The sequence below is a fragment of the Winogradskyella sp. genome (assembly GCF_013042245.1).
Taxonomy (GTDB): Bacteria; Bacteroidota; Bacteroidia; order Flavobacteriales; family Flavobacteriaceae; genus Winogradskyella.
Genome location: NZ_JABDQL010000082.1, coordinates 1 through 23,499, shown reverse-complemented (window position 1 = coordinate 23,499; position 23,499 = coordinate 1). Strand labels below are relative to the sequence as shown.

Genomic DNA, 23,499 nt, shown 5'->3' with positions numbered 1-23,499 from the left:
TAGGCTTAAAAAATTTTATATTTGCAAACTCAAAATAAGGACATTGCCTAAAACGACAATTACCCAAACCTATGCACAGACTTTGCAAACGCAAAATCTGCAAACTGCTATTGCCCAAGCCGAAAATAAAACTCATTTAAAAGGTCTGGTTGGCTCATCACTTTCTATAGTTATATCTCAAGTTTTTAAAACTTCTGAAAAACCTTTTCTATTGGTTTTTGATGATAAAGAAGAAGCTGCATATTACCTCAATGACTTAGAGCAACTCATTAATGATAAAGATGTACTCTTCTATCCTGGCAGTTACCGCAGACCTTACCAAATTGAAGAAACCAATAATACTAACGTTTTGCTACGTGCTGAGGTTTTAAACCGGATTAACTCTCGTAAAAAACCAGCAATAATTGTTACGTATCCTGATGCACTTTTTGAGAAAGTAGTTACAAAAAAAGAACTAGAAAAGAATACTTTAAAAGTATCTGTTGGTAACGAACTAAGTATCGATTTTGTAAATGAAGTGCTTTTTGAATACCAATTTAAACGTGTGGATTTTGTAACCGAACCTGGAGAATTTTCGGTTAGAGGTGGTATTATCGATGTGTTTTCTTTTTCGCATGACCAGCCTTACCGCATCGAGTTTTTTGGTGATGAAGTCGATAGTATTAGAGCTTTTGACGTAGAAACACAACTCTCTATAGAGCGCATCAAAAAAGTGAGCATTATCCCCAATGTAGCTAATAAATTTATTGAAGAAAAACGTGAAAGCTTTCTAAAATATATCGCATCCAAAACTGTTGTTTTTTCTAAAAACTCGTCATTACTATTTTCAAGAATTGATGATTTTTATGAAAAAGCAGTTGAAGCATTTAACGGGCTTTCTAAAGAAATTAAACATGCGTCACCAGATGAACTGTTCTGTAATTCTGAACTATTAAAACGTCAGTTTTTGGAGTATAATTTGATAGAGTTCGGTACTTCATCAAACTTCAGTGACCAACATGTTGTTCAGTTTAATACCAAACCACAACCGTCTTTCAATAAACAATTCAATTTATTAATTGATGATTTAAATGATAATCATCATAAAGGTATTAAAAATTACATTGCATGTGTGAGTGAGCAACAAGCCAAACGTTTTCATGACATTTTTGATGACTCTGAAAAAGAGGTCCATTACAAAACTGTTGTCCTTTCACTTTATCAAGGTTTTGTAGATGGTGATAACAAAATTGCAATTTATACTGACCATCAGATTTTTGATCGCTATCACAAATTTCATCTTAAAAATGGATATGCTAAAAAGCAAGCCATAACCCTAAAAGAATTGACCAATCTCGAAATTGGAGATTACGTCACACACATTGACCATGGTATTGGTAAGTTTGGTGGGCTTCAAAAAATAGATGTCGAAGGCAAAAAACAAGAAGCTATAAAATTGGTTTATGGAGAACGTGATGTACTGTATTTAAGCATTCACTCGCTTCATAAAATCACCAAGTTTAATGGTAAGGATGGTAAACCACCAAAAGTTTACAAATTAGGCAGTAAGGCTTGGAAAACACTTAAACAAAAAACTAAATCGCGTGTTAAGGAAATTGCCTTTAACCTTATAAAACTATATGCAAAAAGAAGATTAAAAAAAGGCTTTCAATATGTTCCAGACAGCCATATGCAGCACGAGTTAGAAGCGTCTTTTGTTTACGAGGATACGCCAGACCAAATAAGCTCTACAGCAGATATAAAAGCAGATATGGAAAGTGAACGTCCAATGGACAGACTGGTCTGTGGCGATGTTGGTTTTGGTAAAACGGAAGTAGCAATAAGAGCTGCTTTTAAAGCTGTAGACAATGGTAAACAAGTTGCGGTTTTGGTGCCAACCACTATTCTAGCTTATCAGCATTCTCGAACATTTAAAGAGCGTTTAAAAGATTTTCCTGTAACCGTAGATTATGTGAATCGTTTTAGAACTGCCAAAGAAAAGCGAGAGACACTTGAAGGATTAGAAAAAGGAAGTGTAGATATTATAATCGGCACACATCAACTCGCTAACAAGAATGTAAAATTTAAAGACTTAGGTCTTCTCATCGTTGATGAAGAACAAAAATTTGGTGTTGCGGTTAAAGAGAAACTGAAAACCATAAAAGAAAACGTTGACGTCTTAACATTAACAGCTACGCCTATTCCTCGTACATTGCAGTTTAGTTTAATGGCTGCACGAGATTTATCTGTAATTACAACGGCTCCACCAAACCGCTATCCGATAGAAAGTCATGTCATTCGTTTTAATGAAGAAGCAATTCGTGATGCGATAAGCTATGAGATTCAACGTGGTGGACAAATCTTTTTTATTCATAATCGCATAGAAAACATAAAGGAAGTTGCTGGTATGATTCAACGTTTGGTTCCAGATGCCAAAATTGGCATAGGTCATGGCCAACTCGACGGCAAAAAACTAGAAGAGTTAATGCTTGCTTTTATAAACGGTGATTTTGATGTTCTTGTAAGTACAACCATTGTAGAGAGTGGTTTAGATGTACCAAATGCAAACACTATTTTCATAAATAATGCTAATAATTTTGGGTTAAGCGACTTACACCAAATGCGAGGTCGTGTTGGACGAAGTAATAAAAAAGCATTCTGCTACTTTATTACTCCAGAATATTCTGCGATGACTACTGATGCTCGGAAACGTATAACAGCACTAGAACAATTTACAGAGTTAGGTAGCGGATTTAATATAGCTATGAAGGATTTAGAAATCCGAGGTGCTGGTGATTTATTGGGAGGCGAACAAAGCGGATTTATCAATGATATTGGTTTCGATACCTATCAGAAAATTTTGAATGAAGCTATTGAAGAACTTAAAGAATCTGAATTTGCTGACCTTTATAAAGATGATAATAAACCCCAAGCATTTGTAAAGGACGTAACCATTGATAGTGATTTTGAATTGTTATTCCCAGACGATTATGTGAACAACATTACAGAACGTTTAAATCTTTATACAAAACTCAATGAGATAAAAACCGAAGAAGAATTACAAAAATTTGAATCGGAAATTATAGACCGTTTTGGAGAATTACCAACTCAAGTTGAAGATTTATTTGATAGCGTTAGGCTAAAATGGATTGCCACCAAAATAGGTATAGAAAAACTTATCATGAAACGAGGTAAACTCATTGGCTATTTCATTCAAGACCAACAAAGCGCCTTTTACAAAAGTGATAATTTTACAAAGGTTTTACAATACGTTCAGCAAAATGCTACTAAATGCACAATGAAAGAAAAACAAACCCGAAATGGCCTGCGTTTATTAATGAGTTTTGATACTATAAAATCAACATCTCAGGCACTGAAAGTACTATCAGATATATGAAATCCAACACGCATATTAACCATATTTTGTGGTTAACTGTGGCAACAATTTTTATCAGTACCTCTGGTAGTCTTGGTAAATTTATTGATATGCCAACACCCCTACTTATTTGGTGGCGTTCCGGGCTTGCAGCTATTTTTCTTTTCATTTTTTGCAAGTACAAAAACATTTCTTTAAAAATAGAAACGGGTAAAGACCGTCGTGTTTTTGTTTTGGCTTCCGTTTTTATGGCTGCACATTGGATAACTTATTTCTATGCATTAAAACTCTCCAATGTTGCTATCGGTATGCTTACACTATTTACATTGCCTGTAATAACCGCTTTATTAGAACCTATTTTTTCTAAAGTAAAATTAGACCCTATTCATATTCTTTTGGGTTTTTTTGTTCTTTTTGGTATTTACATCTTAGCTCCAGAATTTAATTTAGAAAGTTCAAAACTTCAAGGTGTTTTGTTGGGGCTACTTTCTGCAATATGTTATGCAATTCGCTTATTATTACTTAAAAACGAAGTCAAAAAATACAATGGCACAATGCTTATGTTTTACCAAGTAGCGATTATGACGCTTCTACTGCTTCCCTTTTTAGTTTTTGGTGATTCTTCAAATCTAGAATCCCAGTATCCTTTTGTTATTCTTTTAGCATTATTAACTACAGCAATTGGACATACCATGTTTGTGAATAGCCTCAAATATTTTAAAGCTAGTACTGCTAGTATTATTGGAAGTACACAACCTATTTTTGGTATTGTTATCGCCTACTTTTTTTTAAATGAAATACCGACACCAAATACTTTCTTTGGCGGAAGTCTCATTTTGGCAACTGTAATTATTGAAAGTATTAGGTCTAAAAAAGTATAAAATGTACTAAATTGGCTTGGTAGTTGTTGCAGAACTAATCTGAATTCAAAATATAAGGTTTCATGAAAAAATTATTCATCTTTCTTTTATTATTTCCATTGTTGCTTCTTTCGCAACAAAAGATTAACGGTACATTTTCACCAGCTGAAGATTTTACCTATGCTTTTCTATATAAAGCCACGCCAGATGGTGCTAATTATGTAAATAGAGCGAAGTTAGATAGTCTTGGTAATTTTTCGATTGCATTAGATGAGAATGCCAAAACAGGAATTTATAAAATCGTATACGCTATTCCACCAGAAGAAAACAATTTTGATTTGGTATTTAATGGTAAAGAAGATGTAAGCTTTGCGTTTAGCATGTCTGATGGTGTTAATTTTACAGAATCTACAGAAAACAAATTATGGGCTTCCTACTTAAACAGCATGGATGTCGTTAACCAAACTATAAGTAATTATTTTACAAGAGGCGGGAAAAATAAAAAAGCTTTCAACTCTATTTTTAAGACCTTAAAAGAAACCCAAACATCTTACGAAGGTTTAGCAAAAGGGAAGCTTATTGAAGTTTTTATTAAAGCCAATAGCCCTTATATTCCTGAAACTTTTGAAGACTTAGCTTCCTATTCAAAAAATCTAAAGGCTAACTTTTTTAATAGTGTAGATTTTACTGATGATTTATTAAGAAGTTCTAGCTTAATAACCGACCGTGTAAGTGGTTTTGTATTTGGCTTATCGGCAAATACAGACAATATTACTTATCAAAATCATGTAGATATTGTTGCCGAAGCAATAAAAGGTACAGATGCAAAAATACAATCGCCAGTTTTAGAAATGTTATGGCAAGAATTTAAGCGTCGTGAAAATCATGGTTTGGCTAATTACATTTCAGAAAATTTTCTGTTAGACATAGCTAAAGCAACAGAAAATAAAATTTTAGAACAACAATTAATAAGCTATAAAAATACATCTATAGGTGCAATCGCTCCAGATTTTACAATACAAAATGAACCTTCTCTAAAACTCTCAGAACTTAAAGGCGATAAATATTATGTGCTTATTTTTTGGAGTAGTGTTTGCGAGCATTGTCTTAAAGAACTTCCAAAGGTTAAGAACTTAATGAGTACAATATCTAACACAAAAATTGTGGCTTATGGGCTAGAAAAAGACGCTGTAAATTGGTCTGAAGAAATCAAAAAATATCCCGATTTTGTTCATGGTATTGGGTTAGGCAAGTGGGAAAACCCATTAGTACAAACCTTTGCTATTACAGCAACACCGACCTATTTTGTTTTAGATGCTAATAAAAAAATTATAGCTAAGCCTTACGACTTTGAAGGTTTGGAGAAGTTTTTAAGTATTGAAAAATAGTTTTTAATACGGAAAACGCCCAGTCGACAAGTGTCAACTGGGCGTTTTAGAAACTAAATAACCAACCAAAATTTAGTTTCGTTTGTGCTTTATTATTTTTATTTAAATGTCACACTGAACATCTAAATTTATATGCATTCTTCCAATTCAAATACACTGTTAGATGTTTCGTGTATTTTCTCTAGGGTTATCTTTCTTAACCGTTTTTTGCTTACGCTTTTTAGGCCTATCTGTCTGTTCTATCATTCTACCTTGAGCGTTGGAAGTTCTCAAAAATTCAATGTAACCAAGTCCTTTAAACTCATAAACTGCACCCGAAGCTGCGTGTAACAGTTCTATTGTACTATCGTTAATAACGGTCAAATCAAAATATTCATTGCTGAAGAAATCATAATTGAGTGTTAAAGTTTTATCGTACAATGTCCCTGCGACATTACCAACATTGTATACCCCTGTAAAATCCCAGAATATATTATTTGGGTTTGCAACATTAATATCTTGAGAACTTCTAAACTCAGAGTCATTATTAGTAGATAAAAACTGTAAGTAATTCTCATTATCAAACTCATTTAAAGCCCCGAAGTTACTTGTAAAGGTTTTTTCCCAAACTTCATATTCCTGTAAGAAATAATGAATATTGTCATAGAATACAAAATCATAATCAAAGTTTGATCTCTGATAACCATCTAAAAAGTAAGAGGTATCTGTAAATGGGTTGTACAACTCAATTGTATTATCATCTATCTGAAATACGTCAAAAGAATCAAAGCCATCTATATCGTGGTCAATATCTAATACCATATCGTAGGTGTTATAATCTCCGATTGGTATTCCAAATCCGTTTCCTTGGCTACCAATACCAACTAAATTATTGTTGGCAAACATGGTACCATTTCTAAAAGATACTGTAAATGCTATTTGCAAAAACGGTACTTCTCCAAATCCTTGTGTTGCGTTAACGTTCACATACCAAAGTTCATAGGAGTTGAGCAACTGATTAAGAGATATGGGTTGTGGACTATTATCTACAATAACCACATCGTCAACAACACAAGATGTTAATAGTGTTGCACTTAATACAAATACGAAAAGTAGTTTTAGTGTCTTCATAATTCCACAATTTTAAAGTTTATACGAATAGAATTTCAAAACGCGTGCCAAACTCATAATCCTAGAACTGGTCTTGGTTTGAAAGCCTTATTATTTTATGTATTTTTGAAATTATAAGATTTATTGTACGCCATGAATAAAAACACAAAATATGCCGTTTTTGGCTCAGGAAGCTGGGCAACAGCCATCGTAAAAATACTTTCTGAAAATCTTGACAAAATTGGTTGGTATATGCGCAGCGTTTACACCAAGGAGCATATTTTAAAAGAACAGCATAATCCTAACTATTTAAGCTCGGTAGAGTTTCATACAGAACAACTAATACTAAGCAACGATATTAATAAAATAGCAGATTGGGCTGATGTTCTCATTTTTGTTATTCCATCTGCATTTATCCATGCAGAGCTTCAAAAACTAACGGTAGATATCACAAATAAAGTAGTTGTATCCGCTGTTAAAGGGATTATTCCAGAAACTGGGTTATTGGTCGGCGAGCATTTTCATGACTATTATAATATTCCATTTGAACATATTGGTGTTATTGCTGGACCTTGCCACGCAGAAGAAGTAGCACTAGAGCGCTTATCTTACCTCACTATTTCTTGTGCTAACCCTGTAAAAGCGCAGGCTATTGCCAACGTTATGAAAAGCGATTATATAAAAACCAAAATTAGCGATGATATTATTGGTACAGAATACGCCGTAATGCTTAAAAATATTTATGCTATTGCCGCAGGAATTGCACATGGATTAGGCTATGGTGATAATTTTCAAAGTGTATTGATGAGTAATGCTATCAGAGAAATGAAGCGCTTCATTAAAAAAATGCATAAGATGAAACGCAACATTAATAATTCGGCTTATTTAGGTGATTTATTGGTAACTGGCTATTCTATTTTTTCTCGAAACCGTATGTTTGGAAATATGATTGGCAAAGGCTACACAGTTAAATCTGCACAAATGGAAATGAATATGGTTGCAGAAGGTTATTATGCTACCAAAAGTGCTTATTTACTTAATGAAAAGAACTCCAAAAAAACGCAGATGCCTATAATAAATGCGGTTTATGGAATTCTTTATGAAAACAAAGACCCAAAAAAGGTATTTAAAAAATTAACAGATAAATTAGATTAATAAAGTTTGTTTAAACAAGTCATTACTTTACCAATATACCTTTAACGCCCATCAAAGGAATTTTCTGAAAACCCTTTTCATTAATTGTATTTTTCCTGAAAGTATATGTTTTATCAAACATTGTGTTACCTTCAAAAAAAGAGACTTTAAACTGATTATTTAAAGCAAATAAATCTTCTTGGAGTAATTCTATTTTTGCAAAACTTTTTTTGGGTAAAACGTCTATTCGTTTTCTAAAGGTTGCTGTGATTTTATCTTTGTTATAACCATTAGAAACGATGATGACCATTTCTAAATCTACGTCTTTATCGTTGATGAGATATGCATACCAATCTTGGGTATTATGAACTTCACTGTGTTCTTTTACGACAGCGACACAAACGTCTTTTACTTCAGGTATATGGATGTCTTTTTTCAAGGGTTTACAAAGCTGACTTAAACTGCTCTAAAAAACGCACATCGTTTTCACTTAACAAACGGATATCACTTATCTGATGCAATAACAGTGCAATACGGTCAATACCCATTCCAAAAGCAAATCCTGAATATTCTTTAGAGTCAATCCCGCAGTTATCTAATACATTTGGATCTACCATACCGCAACCCATAATTTCTAGCCAACCTGTGCCTTTGGTCATTTTATAATCGGTTTCCGTTTCTAGACCCCAATATACATCTACCTCAGCGCTAGGCTCAGTAAATGGAAAATATGATGGGCGCAACCTTATCTTGGATTTCCCAAACATCTCGGTAGTAAAATATTGAAGTGTTTGCTTTAAATCTGCAAAACTTACATTTTTATCTATATACAATCCTTCAACCTGATGAAAAAAACAGTGCGATCGTGCTGAAATTGCTTCGTTACGGTATACGCGACCTGGAGAAATGGTACGTATCGGTGGTTTGTTTTCTTCCATGTAACGCACTTGTACAGAGCTTGTATGCGTACGTAATAAAATATCTGGATTAGTCTGAACAAAAAATGTGTCCTGCATATCACGTGCCGGATGATATTCTGGTAAGTTTAATGCTGTAAAATTATGCCAATCATCTTCAATTTCCGGACCTTCACTTACATTAAAACCAATGCGAGAAAAAATATCTATAATTTGGTTTTTTACAATAGAAATAGGGTGTCGCGCACCTAAAGCAATTGGCTCGCCTGGACGTGATAAGTCGCCATAAAGCCCATTATCCTCTTCTTGATTTTCAAGGGCTTCTTTTAAAGTATTAACCTTGTCTTCCGCTGTTTTTTTTAGCTGATTTATGGTTTGCCCAAACTCTTTTTTCTGCTCGTTTGCTACATTTTTAAACTCCGCAAAATACTCTTTTAACAGACCTTTTGAACCTAAATATTTAATACGAAACTGTTCAACCTCTTCTTTAGATTGTGTAGTAAATGCTTCGGCTTCGGTTATGAGTTCTTTTAACTTATCTATCATTATTCCTTCAATTGTGACCGCAAATTTAAAAAATCTTATTCGATATACTCTGTTTCTACAAAATAGTTGACAATGGCTTCTTTCATCAATACACTTTGTTCACCTGCCTTAAGATGAGGTAATTGAGATTTTACTTTATAATGCGGCCAACCTTGTTCGTCTACGAAATCAAATTCGTAAAACCCATAAGGTTCTAAAAGTTTGCAAATGGCAATGTGCATAAGGTCTAACTTATGGTCTTTTTTGTAATCGCGATGTATTTGTCCAAGCTCTTGAACGCCTATCAGATATATTATAGCATCTAAGTCTAGAGTATCTCCATCTGCAAATTGGGTAGACAATTTTTCTACTACAGAATCCCAACGCTCTTTTAATTGCTCGTCTCTTGCCATATCAATTTCCGCAGTGGCAGAAGTTTTGTGTTTTTTAAAAAAGCAAATTTACTAAACTAAATGCTCTCACTTTGCGTTATATTATTTAAATAATGGTAAAAAATGGTATGTTTGCCCAAACCGCTAGTTTTATGAGTATTATTGATATTGTTTTAGGAGCTCTTTTGTTATTTGGGTTAATCCGAGGAATTTTCAAAGGGCTCTTTGTTGAAGTAGCCTCTTTAGTTGCACTTGTTCTCGGTGTCTATGGTGCTATACATTTTAGTTATTTTGCTGCAGACTTATTAGAATCTAAAGTTGATTGGAATGAAAAAACCATTAATATTATCGCATTTGCTATAACTTTTGTCATTATTGTTTTAGCCATTAGCCTAGCTGGCAAAGCACTTACAAAATTAGCAGACTTTGCAGCTTTGGGCATATTAAATAAACTACTTGGCGGGGTATTTGGTGCTCTTAAAATTGGACTTATTTTAAGCGTTCTTCTTATAGTATTTAATAAACTTAATAATACGCTTCCTTTTATGGAGCAAGAGGAATTGGAAGAAAGCATACTCTATGAGCCTGTTAAATCTTTAGCTCCGATGATTTTTCCTATTTTAATAAAGAGTGAAGAAGAACAACTTGAAGATGAGGTATAATGAATTTTCCTTAAATGAGAGGTATAAAAAAGCCCTTAACTATTGGGGCTTTTTAATGATACTCTATAAAACATTATAAGTGTAAAGTAAAAATATCATCTAAATGCGCAGCACTATCCATGGATACTTTTAAATCTTTAATAATTCCATCTTTAAGCTCGTAAACCCAACCGTGTATTTCGAGTCCTGTATTGTCTTTCCAAGCCTGCTGGACGATTGATGTTTTTGCTAAATCGTAAACTTGAGCCTTAACATTAAGTTCTACTAGTCTATCAAAACGCTTTTTATCATCGTCAATCTTTTTAAGCTCAGTTTTGTTATCCTTATAAACTTCTTTAATGTTTCTTACCCATTTATTTATCAATCCTAAAGATTTGTTTTGCATTGCAGCTTGTACACCACCACAACCGTAATGTCCACAAACAATTACGTGCTTTACTTTAAGGTGATTAACCGCATAATCCAATACACTTAACATATTCATATCAGTATGTACAACCATGTTGGCAATATTTCTGTGAACAAAAAGCTCTCCGGGATGTGTGCCTGTAATTTCGTTTGCCGGCACACGACTATCTGCACATCCTATCCAAAGCACTGGCGGTTTTTGACCTTTAGATAAATTTTCGAAATAATTTTTATCCTTAGTGGTCATTTCATTGACCCATTCTTTATTATTAACGAGAAGTTGATGATAATATGTGTTTTTCATTTTGCTCTTTTTTTTAATTAATATTCGTCTTCTACATTGGTTTCAATCCAACGCATACAATCTGGAAAATTTTTAAAAATTCTATCTTCACAAATAAAATCTGGAATAATATCTATACGTTCCATCATATAACGTGGTTGGTTTAGCAAGTTAACAAATAATACATCGACATCTCTTTGTTTTAGATTCTGTAACATATCTTCCATAGCATAAAGTCCTGATTGGTCCATGTATTGCATACGTCCCAAACGCATGATAACTACTTTTGCTGTATCTGGAATTTGACCCGAAAGTGCTTGAAAATCGCTCGTAGAACCAAAAAATAATGGCCCTTTTATATGCTTAATAAACACTTCTTCTTGAAATTTTTTAGGAAAGTTAAGCTCATCTGACCAAAGGGTTTCTTTTATAGATTTTACGTCGCTACGTCTAGCAGTAATGTTTCCGATTTTTTTCATAAACATTAGAGAGGCAATAATAAGACCAATACCTACGGCATAGATTAAATCCCAAAATGTAGATAAGCCTAAAACTATGAGCATGATTAATACCTCTGAACTTAATTTAACTTTAAAAAATAACACCTTAAGGTTAATATCTTTAGGCAGAAAAGGGATTGCCTTTAAGCCTTTATAATCCATTACATTTACTCCGACCATAACTAAAATCCCAGCTAAAACAGCAGCAGGAACTCTTGATGCTATTGGTGCAAAAGCAAGCATAATTATAAGTAACATAACTCCTGCTATCATACCAGATAATCTAGTTTTACCACCTGCATTGATATTAACTACAGTTCTTATTGTAGCTCCAGCACCAGGAATACCTCCAAATATAGCAGCAATACTATTTCCTATACCTTGACCAACTAGCTCCTTATTAGGCTTATGCTTTGTTTTGGTCATATTATCTGCAACAACACTTGTTAGTAATGAGTCTATTGCACCTAATAATGCTAGTGTCAATGCTGTAAATATATATGGCGAAATTGTGCCTAAACTCATATTGGCAAAGATTTCAAGTTTGGGTATTGGGATACTCGATGGGATTTCTTCGATAGACCTATAATCTAAGTTAAAGGCAACAGCACTTACTGACATTACAATGAGTGCTACCAATGTACTAGGTACTTTTGTGGTAATTTTTTTAAATCCAAATACAATAATAATAGTGCCAATAGCCAAAGCTAACTCTAACCAATTAATATTTTTTAATGCTCTCGGGAGTACCCTTAAAGCACCCAATGTTCCCGATGCCTTTTTAGCTGCCAAGGTTTGGGACTCCTTTAATATATCTGCATCAGAAATTTCATCGGCACGGTTTATAGTTTCTTTAAAATTTTCAAGTACAAGAATCCCTTCGCCTGCTTCATCTTTCAAAATATTTTCTAAGATTACTTCTTCTGCTTGAGGTTTAAATTTTTCTACAAAATTCATATCCTCTTTTGGATAATACCCTACAGCAGGAAGGATTTGAGTTATAATTATGATGAGACCTATAGCCGTCATAAAACCAGACACTACAGGGTATGGAATGTACCTGATATATTCTCCAACTTTTAAAACCCCTAAACCAATTTGTATAATACCTGCAAGAAGAAACACTAATAATATTGAAGGCAAAGCCTTTTCAACATCACCATCATTAGTTGCAACAATACCTGCAATAACTATCATACTTACTGCTGTCATCGGTGCGGTTGGTCCAGATATCTGTGTGTTTGTACCGCCAAAAAGCGCAGCGAAAAAACTAATAAAAATCGCGCCATAAAGACCAGCCGTTGGTCCTAAACCAGATGAAACACCAAAAGCTAATGCTAATGGTAGTGCCACAATACCGGCAGTAACACCTCCAAAAGCGTCGCCTTTAAAGTTTAAAAAGAATTTATTCATTAGGATAGTATTGATTTAGTTAGCAATCTAAAATACATTTATTTTTTTAGAAAAAAACTAAACCAATAAAAGAAATATAAAATACTTTAAAATGAAAGATTTCTTAAAGTTTTGATATCTTCAGACGGAATCCAACCCGTAGTTTTATCGGCAATTTCAATCTTATACCAATTGTTATAAGCTTCTAATACTTGGACTTTAGTTCCTTCGTGAAGCCTAAACAATTCTTCACTGGTTTTATTTGGATCTGCTTTAACACGGGTTTCTTGCGCAAATACGATAGCTGGATTATTCTTTTTTTCTAAACTACTTTTTTGAAAAGCCATTATCACTGAAAATAAAGACAGTATAATACTAAAAAGACTTATCACAAAAGCAATTCTTTTTTGAGTTGTAGCATAGGCAAAATGATAAAACAGAAATAGAAGTACAAAAAGCAATACACCTCCAACAGCTATTTTTGCCCACGTATCAGCAGAAAAACGATTAATCAGATTATTGAATAATCTTGAAAACCCAACTTCTGGGACTTTATCTATAGCATCAATCGTCATGTTTTGAGCAAAGCTTAAATTATTTTGTATCTCTTTATCACTAGGCTTGAGTAATTTTGCTTTTTCGTAATAAAAAATACTTGGTGCAATATTATTGAGCTTGTAATGTGCATTACCTAGATTAAAATACAATGCTGCAGATTCTTTATCACTTTTTAAAAGCACTTCATATTTATCAACAGCTTCTGCATATTTTCCTTGATTATACAGAGTATTTCCTTCTTCGAAAATCGCTTCGTTCTGAGCATTATTAAAAACACTGAAACAACATAAAAATAGGACTAAAACTGCCTTCATATCATCGTATTTGTTTGTCAATAGCTCCAATGGTTTCTACAGATTTATCATAATCGTTCTGCATAGTAACTTGTGTTATTGGTGTGTACCTTGCCAATTCGCAATTCTCTAAGATTGAAATAAATTCTACCACTACAGAAGATTCTACACGACGTTCTAAAAGTAAATTTTGAATTTTTTCTTTATTAAAATCACTGGTTTCAATGTGTAGTTTTGCTTTTAAATAATTATGAAATGCTTTTTCCAAAGCAATATAAAATGCTTCTTTTTGCCCAAGTGTCTTCTTCGCTTCACTTAAATATTTTTTAGCCAAACGGTCTGCTTTTCTACGCTTGTTACCAATAACATCAGCACTTCGTTTTTCTTGATTTTTTCTGATGAAGATGGCTATCGGAATAAATAAAAATGGTATTAACAACAGCAACCAAAACAAGTTAGATTTGAAGAATGGCGTATTATTTTTAGATACCCAAGCCGAATTTGTTTTAATAAAAGCAAAGCTATTTGAGTTGATTGTAACCGCTTGCTTATTTGTGTTATCTGCAGCATTGGTATTTGAAGATGTCACCGACGAAGGGCCATTTACAACATCTACTACAATCTCATCAGATGTTATAGTCCTATAGGCTTTTGCTACTGGATTAAAATATGAAAATGAGACTTCTGGTATTGGATATTTCCCTTTATACTGAGGGACAATCGTATACGTATCGTAACTACGCCCTTGCATTCCACTTAAATTTACTTTAACATTTTCCTTATGCTCTGGTTCGTATACTTCTAATGAACTTGGGACCGTCAATTTTGGCAATTCAAATAACTTTAAATTTCCTTTTCCTGAAACTTGTACTCTAGCTTCAAGAGACTCACCTGCATCAAGAGACACTTTGTTTGTAGTAACATCTAACTCAAATAAACCAACTGCTCCATTAAAATTAGCAGGTTTCCCTGCTTCTGGCAGAGACTTTACATTTATTGTACGTTTGCCTGCAGTGATGGTTTGAGGTACTTTTTTCACAATTCGGTCTCCAAAAATATTATAACGACTCGTTGGGACTTCTACTGTTAGATCTAAGACGTAAGGCTCTAATTTTAGTGGTCCTGTCTTTTGAGGGTATAGGACGTATTTCTTTAGAACCACATAGCGATAATCCTCACCATTATATTTTGCATTTACTGGATTAAATGCCCTGACTTCAATATTCTGATTCCAAAAATCATTGAATCTAGGTGTTTCTTTATCTCTCCATCCACTTATTCCTGTGTCTAAGGCAACATATAGCTTATAAACAACTGTTATTGCTTCGTTGAGATAAGGGTCAGCTTTTGAAACTTCTGCAACTAAATGAATATTTTGTGAGGCAATATATGCAGGATCATTAGGGTCTTTAGGCTTCTCAATAGCTTTTGTAACCCGAATTGTAATTGGAAATGTTTTATAAACTTCTCCCTCAATTTCTATTTTTGCTTGCTTAATAGTGAAACTACCTTGTTTTTTAGGCGACAAAAAATAACTGTAAGTTTTTGTAAATGAACGTTTCCCGTTAGACCAGTAATTACTTACAGAGGTATTAGGACCACCAACCACAGTGAAGTCTTTAAAGCTAGGCGGTACAAAATTATCACCGTCCTTATTCATTTCAAAATCAATCCTTAAGCGTTCATTTATACCTAGCTTCGTTTTGCTAACTTTTGCTTGAAACTTCACTTGTGCAGTTATCGTAATAGACAACAGAAGAAGTGTTAGTATTGATATGTGTTTTTTGAATTTCATTTAGTTTCGATTTCAGATTTTGACTTTACAAATAGAGATGTTTTTACTCTAAAAATCATAAATCATCATTCGGTTTACCAGTCTTTTTCCGTTTTTACTCTAGCACCTTTTTGCTTTTTGGCATTAATTTTTTCTTGAACTTTCTGCTCTTGATTGTTCATCGCCTCAAGAATATTTTTTATTTGCTGTGGTGACATTTTTCCTGGTTGTTGTTTTGGTTTTTGTTGAGGCTTCTCTTTATCACCTTTTCCGTCATCTTTTTTTTCATCTTTTGACTTAGCATCTTCGTCTTTTTTATCATCACCCTTCTTTTTGTCTTTATCGCCTTCTTCCTCTTCTTTATCTTTATCTTGTTCTTCTTTGTTCTCTTTTTCTTTGTCTTTATCTTTTTGGTCTTCTTTCTTTTGGTCTTCCTTATTATCTTCACCACCGCCGTCTTGGTCTTTTTGCTGCTCTGCACACTCCTTAGCTAATGCAAAATTGTAGCGCGTTTCTTCATCAGATGGATTACTACGAAGTGCATTTTTAAATGCTTCAACGGCCTCTTTACATTTTTTATTTTGCATTAAAATATTACCAATATTATGAAATGCACGGTGTTTCTCTTCTTTAGTTTCTGCATTATTAGCAGCTTCTTGAGTTCTAAATAATGCCTCATCAAAATTGCCTTTTTTGTAATAAGAATGTGCTAAATTATAAACTCCTGCTACATTATCTTTTTGTTTGGAAATTGCCTTTCTATATTCCATTTCTGCGGAAACAAAATCATCTTTTTCTAATAATGCGTTGGCTTCGTATACGAGGTCTTTTGATTTTTGCTCTGCCATTTTTCGTTCCTTTTCAAAATCTTGAGAAAAGCCAAAGGCAGACACTATAAGTGCAAGAATTATACTGTAAGTTTTTATGTCATTCATCTTTTTCATTATCTCTAAATTACTAAAGCTTCATTTTATTAGCGTTAAAATAGTACTAAAACTCCTCATTAAACAGGTTAAGTTTCTTTAACCATTCAGTTTTTCGTTCTAATAAGAAAATATCTATGAACAAAAACAAAATTCCAAAACCTAAAAACCACTGAAACTGATCTTTAAAATCTGCTATTTGTTTTGATTCAAACTCCTTTTTGTCCATTTTATCTAACAAATCCTTAATAGTATCTACAACTTCGCTAGTACTTGAACCATTAATGTAAACACCATTGGCTTCCTTAGCTATTTCCTTGAGTGTTTCTTCATTAAGTTTGGTGATTACCGTCTCACCATTTCTGTCTTTTTTATAATTAAGAATAACACCGTTTCGTTTTATTGGGATTGGTCCACCTTTTTCATTACCCACACCAATCGTGAAAATACGAATTCCTTGTTCGCTAGCTTCCTCTGCTATTTCAGCTGCGTCTCCTTCATGGTCTTCACCATCAGAAATGATGACCAAAATTCTATTGGTTTGCTCCTCATCGTCGTAGTAGGTTTTTGCAAGTTCAATGGCTTCTCTGATGGCTGTACCTTGAGAAGTCATCATATCGGTATTCATATTCTGTAAGAACATTTTTGACGCCGCATAATCTGTAGTTATAGGCAACTGCGGAAATGCTTTACCTGCATAAGCAATAATACCAACGCGATCACTAGCCAAATTATTAATGATTTGGGTAACGAGCTGTTTTGACTTTTCGATACGGTTGGGAGCAATATCTTCGGCAAGCATACTTTTAGATACATCGACTGCAAAAACAATGTCTACACCTTGACTTCTTACCGTTTCTAGTTTTGTGCCAATTTTTGGGTTGACTAATACCAGCGATAGAAATACAAATGCTCCACAGAGCACAAGTAATTTCAAAACACTTTTAAAAAGAGATTGGTTTGGGCTTAACCGCTTTAATAGTCGAGAATTGGCAAACTTTTTCTGTGCTGATTTTTTCCATAATTGTACTACTATAAATAGCAAAATAATCACTGGAATTACCAGTAACGTCCAAAACCATATTTTTTCATCTAGTCTAAACAAAACTTCTAAATATTGTGTGTTTTAAAACCAACTCTATTAACAATAATAATCCAGCAAGCAAGACCAATGGTCTGTACTTCTCTTCATAATTATAATATTTGCGTTCTTCTACTTCTGTAGTTTCAAGTTTGTTGATTTCGGCATAAATTTCAGCCAACTTTTTATTATTTGTAGCTCTAAAATACTTTCCACCAGTAGCTTCGGCTATTTCTTTCAGTAATTTTTCATCAATTTCAACTTGAGAGCGTCCATATCTAAAAGTACCATTAGGATTAAACCCTATCGGTGTTAGAGCCATACCGTTTGTTCCTAATCCTATGGTATATGTTTTTATACCATATTCTACAGCCAACTCACTTGCTGTTTTAGGATCTATGAAGCCTCCGTTGTTTACACCGTCGGTTAATAATATAATGACCTTGCTTTTTGCTTTGCTATCTTTTAGACGATTTACCGAAGTCGCTAAACCCATGCCTATGGCTGTTCCTTGCTGGATAATGGTATTGTACTTAATATCTCTCAAAGAGCGTAAAACTATATTTTTATCGCTAGTAATTGGTGTTTTTGTAAAGGCTTCGCCAGCATATTCTACAAGTCCTATACGGTCATTTGGTCTACCGTTTATAAAGTCTGCTGCTACTTTTTTTAGGGCTTCTAGTCGATCTGGTACTAAATCTTTTGCTAACATACTTGCAGAAACATCAATTGCCATAACGATATCAATTCCTCTTGTTGTTTTTGTTTTGGTAGATACATCGACTGTACGAGGTCTTGCTATTGCTGTTATTAGTAAGGCTAGAGCAATGAGACGTAAAGCAAAAAGTACATGTTTAAATTTTGACCAAAACGACCCTGAGGTTTTAAAACCCTGAACAGATGATATTCTTAACTCTGCCGTCTGCCGTTTTGATTTTAAAACATACCAAATTATAGCTAGAGGCAAAAGCAATAGCAGCCAGAATAATTCTTTATTTAAAAATTCTATATTCTCTAACATCATTTGGTTTCCTCTTCGCGTTTAACGTTTGGATTTAGTTCTACAGATTCTACAATTCGGTTTACAATATCGTTGGCATAGGGGTCATCGGAACGCCAGACTATAATAATTTGCTGAATTATTTGTTCAGTAGTGAAACTGAGCAAGATATATTCCCCATCGTAAAATTCGCCTTCTTTTACTGCTGGAAATTGTGCTGTTCCATAGGTTTTTAAACCTTGGGCATCATTTGGTGTTTTAAATTCTTCATTTTGCGTAATGATATTCTGAACGCCTTGTGCTTCCCATGTTTTAAGGTTTCCTTCAATAACTCTAGAAATATTTAAAGCTTTTTGTTTATCCGTATCTTGTTCTTGTTGTCGACCTATTAATGTGGTTGAAGTCGCTATGTTAAAATCGTCAATCAAACTTCCGTAGCCAAACACTGTTATCTTTGCTTTATTTTTCATTTCTGGCGGAAGCTCAACATCCTGACGCTTTAATACTTTTGGTGTTTCTATGTAAATTGGTGGAAATCCGTAAGCAGATTTCACCCATTCACCTTCTAGTAATTCAATACTGCTATGACCTAAAATTTTATCTTTCACATAACCAAAACCATAAGTAGCACCAAAGACTACAAACGTTGTAATCAGTAGAAATAGCGAAATAGCTATCGTAAATAATATCTTCTTTGTCTTTTGCTTTCGCTCTAGTTGTTCTTTATATTGTTTGTTTAATAATTTTTCTTCTTCACTTGGTTCAGGAAGCGTAGCTTTTATAGCATCAATTTCTTTATCTACCGTTTGCTTATCTAACTCCGCTAAAGCACTATCTGGTTTAGACTTTGCAAATTTTACTAAATCGGCACGTTTAAAAATAGTTTCTATATTGGCAATAGTATCTCTCTTTAATGCAAATTGATTACCATCTTTGAGAAGCTGCAGTCGGTCTATCAACTCGTCCGTTGTACTCTCTAATGAACGGTCGTAGACTTTGTCGTCTAAAAACTTTCTGATGATAAAGGTCAACTCTGAATAAAACCCTTTTAAATCATTTTTAGCTAAAAAATTCTGCTCATCTAATTTACTGATAGCTAATTTTGCACGGTCGTAAGATGGTAACAAGGCAATTTCTTCTTCCTCTGTTAATGGTTTTTTTCGCCATATAAACCAATACACTAAAAAAGCAACTAAGGCAATTACACCTAAAGTAATTAATACGTAGAGCCACCACTTACTCGCACTTTTTTCGACTTCTATAATTGGTTTAATATCGTAAAGCCCTTGTTTTGTTGTATCTACCTCAATAGTATTGACCTCTACTTTTAATGAATCTGTAAAAAAAGAATTATCACCTATTATGACTTTTTGTTTTGGAATATAATATGAGCCTGAATCGAATTGTGTGAGCTTGTATTCGCGAAGCAACTGAAATTTTGATGTTTTTTTAGTCGTATCTACCTTTAAAGCTTCAACAACTTCTAAGGGTAAAAAAGTTTGCCCTTCTGGAAAGACTACAAGTTTTGTAGAATCTGTTTCAACTGTAATCTTATAAGAAACCTGCTCACCAATACGGATGTTAGTGGTATCGATTTCAGTAGTAACTTGGCTGTATGAGAAAAAAGAAATTAGAAAAAATAGAATAGACAACAGACCTGAAGCTATCAGTTGAAAGCTTAAAGTTTGAATATTCCTAATTCTTAATTTTGTATTCATAATCTGCTTATCCTCTTTGTTTAAAATAGCCTAAAAGTTTTTTTACATAACTTTCATCAACACGACAATCAATAGTTCCTGCGCCAGATTTTTTGAAAGCATCTTTAAAATAATTTACTTTATCACGATAAAACTTACCGTAGTCATTTCTAACTTTTTTTGAAGCCGTGTTAACTAATAAAGACTCTCCTGTTTCTTCATCTTGCATCTGCACCATACCAAGGTTTGGAATGGTTTCTTCATGCCTGTCAAAAACTCTAATGCCAGTTATATCATGTTTACCGGCTGCAATTTTTAAAGTCTGCTTATAATTATCTGCAATGAAGTCTGAAAGCATAAATACAATGGCTTTCTTTTTCATAACGTTAGACAAGAATTTTATCGCTTCTGAAATATTAGTCTTCTTACTTTTGGGTTGAAACTCTATCAATTCTCTAATGATTCGTAATACATGAGATCGCCCTTTTTTTGGCGGAATAAATAACTCTATGTCATCTGAAAAGAGAATAAGTCCTATTTTATCATTGTTTTGAGTTGCGGAAAATGCTAAGGTTGCTGCAATCTCGGTTACGATTTCGTCTTTAAATTGACTTTGTGTACCAAATAATTTACTCCCTGAAACATCTGCCATAAGCATCATGGTGAGTTCACGTTCTTCTTCAAAAACTTTAATGTGTGGCTCATTGGTCCGGGCAGTTACATTCCAATCAATATTACGTACGTCATCGCCAAATTGGTATTGTCTAACTTCAGAAAAGGTCATACCACGACCTTTAAAGGTCGAGTGGTACTCACCACCAAAAATATGATCAGACAAACGTCGTGTCTTAATCTCTATTTTTCGTACTTTTTTAAGAAGTTCTTTGGTATCCATTTTTCAATTTTCGATTGAAGATTGTTGATTTACGATTTCTAAAATCGTTATTCGTAATTCTAAAATCTTAAATGTTATGGTACTTCAATGACATTAACAATCTTATTGATGATATCTTCGGAAGTAATATTTTCGGCTTCAGCTTCGTAAGTGATACCTATTCTGTGTCGCAAAACATCATGTACTACAGCCCTAACGTCCTCTGGAATGACATAGCCACGACGCTTAATAAATGCGTAACATTTTGCTGCTGTTGCAAGATTAATACTTCCACGAGGAGAAGCACCAAAAGAAATTAGTCCTTTTAAATCTGAAAGATTATAGTTTTCTGGATAGCGTGTCGCAAAAACGATATCTAGAATGTATTTCTCAATCTTTTCGTCCATGTAAACTTCTCGAACCGCGCTTTGAGCTTTCAAAATTTGTGCTACAGAAACTACTGGATTTACTTTATCCCAAGTTCCTTTTAAGTTGGCACGCATAATGAGTTGCTCCTCAGCTTGCTTTGGGTAATCAATAACAGTTTTTAACATAAAACGGTCGACCTGAGCTTCAGGTAAAGGATAAGTTCCTTCTTGCTCCACAGGATTTTGCGTTGCCATTACTAAAAATGGCTTATCTAAAATAAAGGTTTCATCACCGATAGTTACTTGCTTTTCTTGCATGGCTTCAAGCAATGCAGATTGCACTTTTGCAGGTGCTCTATTAATCTCATCTGCTAATACAAAATTGGCAAAAATTGGTCCTTTTTTAATTGAAAAATCATTCTCCTTAATATTATAAATCAAAGTACCTACTACATCTGCTGGTAATAAATCTGGTGTAAATTGAATACGACTAAAACTACCGTCAACAGCCTTAGACATTGTGTTTATGGCTAAAGTCTTTGCTAAACCAGGAACACCTTCTAACAAAATATGCCCTTGTCCAAGCAAACCTATAAGTAATCTTTCTACCATGTGTTTTTGGCCTACGATAACCTTGTTCATTTCTAAGGTTAAAAGGTCTACAAAAGCACTTTCTTTTTCTATCTTTTCGTTAATTGATTTTATATCAATGGTATTCGTTTCTTCCATATTCGTTTTGTTTTGAAACCTAAGATTTATTCAACTGTTTTAAGTTTTGCAAATTGTTAAAATTATTCTTGTATCGCTGTTAATGATTGGTTAAAATAAACACTTATATGATAATTAGTATTAGGCAAAAAAAGAAGACTCTAAATCCATTAAAAATGGATATTTTTATACAACTATTAATTCATTAGGGAATGAAAAAATATTCAAAAATCATAAGCGGTACTATGACTTGGGGTGTCTGGGGCAAACAGTTTTCTACTACAGAAATGGAAACTATGATTCAGCACTGCATATCAATTGGAATTACCACTTTTGACCATGCTGATATCTACGGCGGTTACACGACTGAAGCCGAATTTGGGAAAGCTTTTACCAATTCTGGAATTCAACGTGAATCTATTCAGTTAATATCTAAATGTGGCATCCAATACATATCCGAAAATCGAAACAATAAAGTAAAGCACTACGATTATAGCAAAGATTATATTATCTGGTCTGTTGAAGAAAGTTTAAAGCATTTACAAACTGAATATTTAGACTTGCTTTTATTACATAGACCGAGTCCTCTTATGCAGCCCGATGAAATTGCAGAGGCTATTACAATTCTAAAAAAACAAGGGAAAATTAGAGACTTTGGCGTTTCTAATTTTACACCATCTCAAATGGAAATGCTTGGACTATGCATTATAGTCGATAGCAACCAAATAGAATTTTCCCTAACTGCACACCAAGCAATGCATGATGGCACTTTGAATTACATGCTAACCAACGGCATAGAACCTATGTCTTGGTCACCTTTAGGTTCTGTTTTTAAAGAAGATAACGAGCAAACACGACGCATTCATAAACAACTCGGTGCGTTACTCAAAAAATACAATGCTACCGAAGACCAATTATTACTCTCCTGGATACTAAAACATCCCGCAGGAGTTATACCAGTGGTTGGCACAACAAACAAAATACGATTACAACAAGCTATAGAAGCTAGTAAAATAGAGCTTGAACTCGAAGATTGGTTTTTAATTTTAGTAGCTTCACAAGGACACAAAGTCCCTTAACAAGAAATAAGTAAAGAAAATTATGAAACGCGCATGCTAAACATATTATCATCCAAAGGAATGATTAATAGCGAACAGCATGTGTCCTTAAAAAAACAATACATATAAACACATGAAACCTCCATTACGGCGCAAAATAATTTTAGAGGAATCCGTCACAAAAGGATATGAATAAGTAAAAAAAGTCCGTCTATTATTACCTTAGGGTATTATTAACAAAAAAACAGACGGACATGAAA

General features: G+C 33.7%; 20 protein-coding genes. 6 read left to right on the top strand and 14 right to left on the bottom strand.

Annotated elements, in window-relative coordinates; translation table 11 throughout:
- Positions 1-43: 43 nt before the first annotated feature.
- From mfd to HKP48_RS06880, 3 genes are all read left to right on the top strand, one after another.
- On the top strand, positions 44-3,376 hold the full coding sequence (gene mfd / locus HKP48_RS06890; RefSeq protein ID WP_296344194.1) for a transcription-repair coupling factor: 3,333 nt from the start codon (positions 44-46) through the stop codon (positions 3,374-3,376).
- Complete coding sequence (locus HKP48_RS06885; protein ID WP_296344192.1) at positions 3,373-4,236, top strand: DMT family transporter; 864 nt, start codon at positions 3,373-3,375, stop codon at positions 4,234-4,236. Before mfd ends, HKP48_RS06885 begins: the two co-directional genes overlap by 4 nt.
- Before the next feature lie 62 nt (positions 4,237-4,298).
- Positions 4,299-5,603, top strand: a complete 1,305-nt coding sequence (locus HKP48_RS06880) for a thioredoxin-like domain-containing protein (protein ID WP_296344190.1) — start codon at positions 4,299-4,301, stop codon at positions 5,601-5,603.
- A 159-nt stretch (positions 5,604-5,762) separates the two neighbouring features.
- Here the strand turns inward: HKP48_RS06880 and HKP48_RS06875 are convergent, their stop codons facing one another.
- Positions 5,763-6,713: a nicotinic acid mononucleotide adenyltransferase gene (locus HKP48_RS06875; protein WP_296344187.1), complete on the bottom strand. Its 951-nt coding sequence runs from the start codon at positions 6,711-6,713 to the stop codon at positions 5,763-5,765.
- 132 nt (positions 6,714-6,845) lie between these two features.
- On the opposite strand from HKP48_RS06875, the gene HKP48_RS06870 reads away from it, so the two are divergent.
- The gene (locus HKP48_RS06870; RefSeq protein WP_296344185.1) at positions 6,846-7,847 is read left to right on the top strand and encodes an NAD(P)H-dependent glycerol-3-phosphate dehydrogenase; all 1,002 of its coding nucleotides are present in this window, start codon (positions 6,846-6,848) and stop codon (positions 7,845-7,847) included.
- Between the two features lie 22 nt (positions 7,848-7,869).
- Here HKP48_RS06870 and HKP48_RS06865 read toward each other — a convergent pair whose 3' ends face one another.
- The 3 genes from HKP48_RS06865 to HKP48_RS06855 are packed head-to-tail and all read right to left on the bottom strand — an operon-like array spanning position 7,870 to position 9,681.
- Positions 7,870-8,265 (bottom strand): hypothetical protein, encoded by a 396-nt coding sequence (locus HKP48_RS06865; RefSeq protein WP_296344182.1) that lies wholly within the window; start codon positions 8,263-8,265, stop codon positions 7,870-7,872.
- Positions 8,266-8,269: 4 nt separating this feature from the next.
- Positions 8,270-9,289 (bottom strand): phenylalanine--tRNA ligase subunit alpha, encoded by a 1,020-nt coding sequence (gene pheS, locus HKP48_RS06860; RefSeq protein ID WP_296344180.1) that lies wholly within the window; start codon positions 9,287-9,289, stop codon positions 8,270-8,272.
- 35 nt (positions 9,290-9,324) lie between these two features.
- Positions 9,325-9,681 (bottom strand): hypothetical protein, encoded by a 357-nt coding sequence (locus HKP48_RS06855; protein ID WP_296344178.1) that lies wholly within the window; start codon positions 9,679-9,681, stop codon positions 9,325-9,327.
- A gap of 131 nt (positions 9,682-9,812) precedes the next feature.
- Between HKP48_RS06855 and HKP48_RS06850 the strand changes: the two genes are divergently transcribed.
- Positions 9,813-10,322 (top strand): CvpA family protein, encoded by a 510-nt coding sequence (locus HKP48_RS06850; RefSeq protein WP_296344177.1) that lies wholly within the window; start codon positions 9,813-9,815, stop codon positions 10,320-10,322.
- Positions 10,323-10,395: 73 nt separating this feature from the next.
- Here HKP48_RS06850 and can read toward each other — a convergent pair whose 3' ends face one another.
- The 10 genes from can to HKP48_RS06800 all read right to left on the bottom strand — a co-directional run bounded on the left by can (position 10,396) and on the right by HKP48_RS06800 (position 22,202).
- On the bottom strand, positions 10,396-11,034 hold the full coding sequence (gene can, locus HKP48_RS06845; RefSeq protein ID WP_296344175.1) for a carbonate dehydratase: 639 nt from the start codon (positions 11,032-11,034) through the stop codon (positions 10,396-10,398).
- A gap of 17 nt (positions 11,035-11,051) precedes the next feature.
- Positions 11,052-12,926, bottom strand: coding sequence for a SulP family inorganic anion transporter (locus HKP48_RS06840; RefSeq protein ID WP_296344173.1), 1,875 nt, complete (start codon positions 12,924-12,926; stop codon positions 11,052-11,054).
- An 86-nt stretch (positions 12,927-13,012) separates the two neighbouring features.
- The gene (locus tag HKP48_RS06835; protein ID WP_296344171.1) at positions 13,013-13,777 is read right to left on the bottom strand and encodes a tetratricopeptide repeat protein; all 765 of its coding nucleotides are present in this window, start codon (positions 13,775-13,777) and stop codon (positions 13,013-13,015) included.
- 1 nt (position 13,778) lies between these two features.
- A complete protein-coding gene (locus tag HKP48_RS06830) occupies positions 13,779-15,551 on the bottom strand; it encodes a BatD family protein (protein WP_296344168.1) in 1,773 nt (590 codons plus the stop codon).
- A 74-nt stretch (positions 15,552-15,625) separates the two neighbouring features.
- Positions 15,626-16,465, bottom strand: coding sequence for a tetratricopeptide repeat protein (locus tag HKP48_RS06825; RefSeq protein WP_296344167.1), 840 nt, complete (start codon positions 16,463-16,465; stop codon positions 15,626-15,628).
- Positions 16,466-16,520: 55 nt separating this feature from the next.
- Positions 16,521-17,558, bottom strand: coding sequence for a VWA domain-containing protein (locus HKP48_RS06820; RefSeq protein ID WP_296344165.1), 1,038 nt, complete (start codon positions 17,556-17,558; stop codon positions 16,521-16,523).
- Positions 17,551-18,555, bottom strand: coding sequence for a VWA domain-containing protein (locus tag HKP48_RS06815; RefSeq protein ID WP_296344239.1), 1,005 nt, complete (start codon positions 18,553-18,555; stop codon positions 17,551-17,553). The genes HKP48_RS06820 and HKP48_RS06815 overlap by 8 nt, the downstream gene beginning before the upstream one ends.
- Positions 18,555-20,252 (bottom strand): hypothetical protein, encoded by a 1,698-nt coding sequence (locus tag HKP48_RS06810; RefSeq protein WP_296344163.1) that lies wholly within the window; start codon positions 20,250-20,252, stop codon positions 18,555-18,557. The genes HKP48_RS06815 and HKP48_RS06810 overlap by 1 nt, the downstream gene beginning before the upstream one ends.
- Positions 20,253-20,259: 7 nt before the next feature.
- The gene (locus tag HKP48_RS06805) at positions 20,260-21,126 is read right to left on the bottom strand and encodes a DUF58 domain-containing protein (RefSeq protein WP_296344162.1); all 867 of its coding nucleotides are present in this window, start codon (positions 21,124-21,126) and stop codon (positions 20,260-20,262) included.
- A gap of 74 nt (positions 21,127-21,200) precedes the next feature.
- Positions 21,201-22,202, bottom strand: coding sequence for a MoxR family ATPase (locus tag HKP48_RS06800; RefSeq protein WP_296344160.1), 1,002 nt, complete (start codon positions 22,200-22,202; stop codon positions 21,201-21,203).
- 191 nt (positions 22,203-22,393) lie between these two features.
- Here HKP48_RS06800 and HKP48_RS06795 point away from each other — a divergent pair, with 191 nt between their 5' ends.
- Positions 22,394-23,260 carry an aldo/keto reductase gene (locus HKP48_RS06795; protein WP_296344158.1) on the top strand — a complete coding sequence of 289 codons (867 nt, stop codon included), beginning with the start codon at positions 22,394-22,396 and terminating at the stop codon, positions 23,258-23,260.
- Positions 23,261-23,499 lie beyond the last annotated feature (239 nt).

What these genes read in the sequence shown, in the direction of transcription:
- HKP48_RS06885 (WP_296344192.1), top strand. Translation starts at nt 3,373, where the DNA reads ATGAAATCCAACACGCATATTAACCATATTTTGTGGTTAACTGTGGCA.
- HKP48_RS06880 (WP_296344190.1), top strand. Translation starts at nt 4,299, where the DNA reads ATGAAAAAATTATTCATCTTTCTTTTATTATTTCCATTGTTGCTTCTT.
- HKP48_RS06875 (WP_296344187.1), bottom strand. Translation starts at nt 6,713, where the DNA reads ATGAAGACACTAAAACTACTTTTCGTATTTGTATTAAGTGCAACACTA.
- HKP48_RS06870 (WP_296344185.1), top strand. Translation starts at nt 6,846, where the DNA reads ATGAATAAAAACACAAAATATGCCGTTTTTGGCTCAGGAAGCTGGGCA.
- pheS (WP_296344180.1), bottom strand. Translation starts at nt 9,289, where the DNA reads ATGATAGATAAGTTAAAAGAACTCATAACCGAAGCCGAAGCATTTACT.
- HKP48_RS06855 (WP_296344178.1), bottom strand. Translation starts at nt 9,681, where the DNA reads ATGGCAAGAGACGAGCAATTAAAAGAGCGTTGGGATTCTGTAGTAGAA.
- HKP48_RS06850 (WP_296344177.1), top strand. Translation starts at nt 9,813, where the DNA reads ATGAGTATTATTGATATTGTTTTAGGAGCTCTTTTGTTATTTGGGTTA.
- can (WP_296344175.1), bottom strand. Translation starts at nt 11,034, where the DNA reads ATGAAAAACACATATTATCATCAACTTCTCGTTAATAATAAAGAATGG.
- HKP48_RS06840 (WP_296344173.1), bottom strand. Translation starts at nt 12,926, where the DNA reads ATGAATAAATTCTTTTTAAACTTTAAAGGCGACGCTTTTGGAGGTGTT.
- HKP48_RS06835 (WP_296344171.1), bottom strand. Translation starts at nt 13,777, where the DNA reads ATGAAGGCAGTTTTAGTCCTATTTTTATGTTGTTTCAGTGTTTTTAAT.
- HKP48_RS06830 (WP_296344168.1), bottom strand. Translation starts at nt 15,551, where the DNA reads ATGAAATTCAAAAAACACATATCAATACTAACACTTCTTCTGTTGTCT.
- HKP48_RS06825 (WP_296344167.1), bottom strand. Translation starts at nt 16,465, where the DNA reads ATGAATGACATAAAAACTTACAGTATAATTCTTGCACTTATAGTGTCT.
- HKP48_RS06815 (WP_296344239.1), bottom strand. Translation starts at nt 18,555, where the DNA reads ATGTTAGAGAATATAGAATTTTTAAATAAAGAATTATTCTGGCTGCTA.
- HKP48_RS06810 (WP_296344163.1), bottom strand. Translation starts at nt 20,252, where the DNA reads ATGAATACAAAATTAAGAATTAGGAATATTCAAACTTTAAGCTTTCAA.
- HKP48_RS06805 (WP_296344162.1), bottom strand. Translation starts at nt 21,126, where the DNA reads ATGGATACCAAAGAACTTCTTAAAAAAGTACGAAAAATAGAGATTAAG.
- HKP48_RS06800 (WP_296344160.1), bottom strand. Translation starts at nt 22,202, where the DNA reads ATGGAAGAAACGAATACCATTGATATAAAATCAATTAACGAAAAGATA.
- HKP48_RS06795 (WP_296344158.1), top strand. Translation starts at nt 22,394, where the DNA reads ATGAAAAAATATTCAAAAATCATAAGCGGTACTATGACTTGGGGTGTC.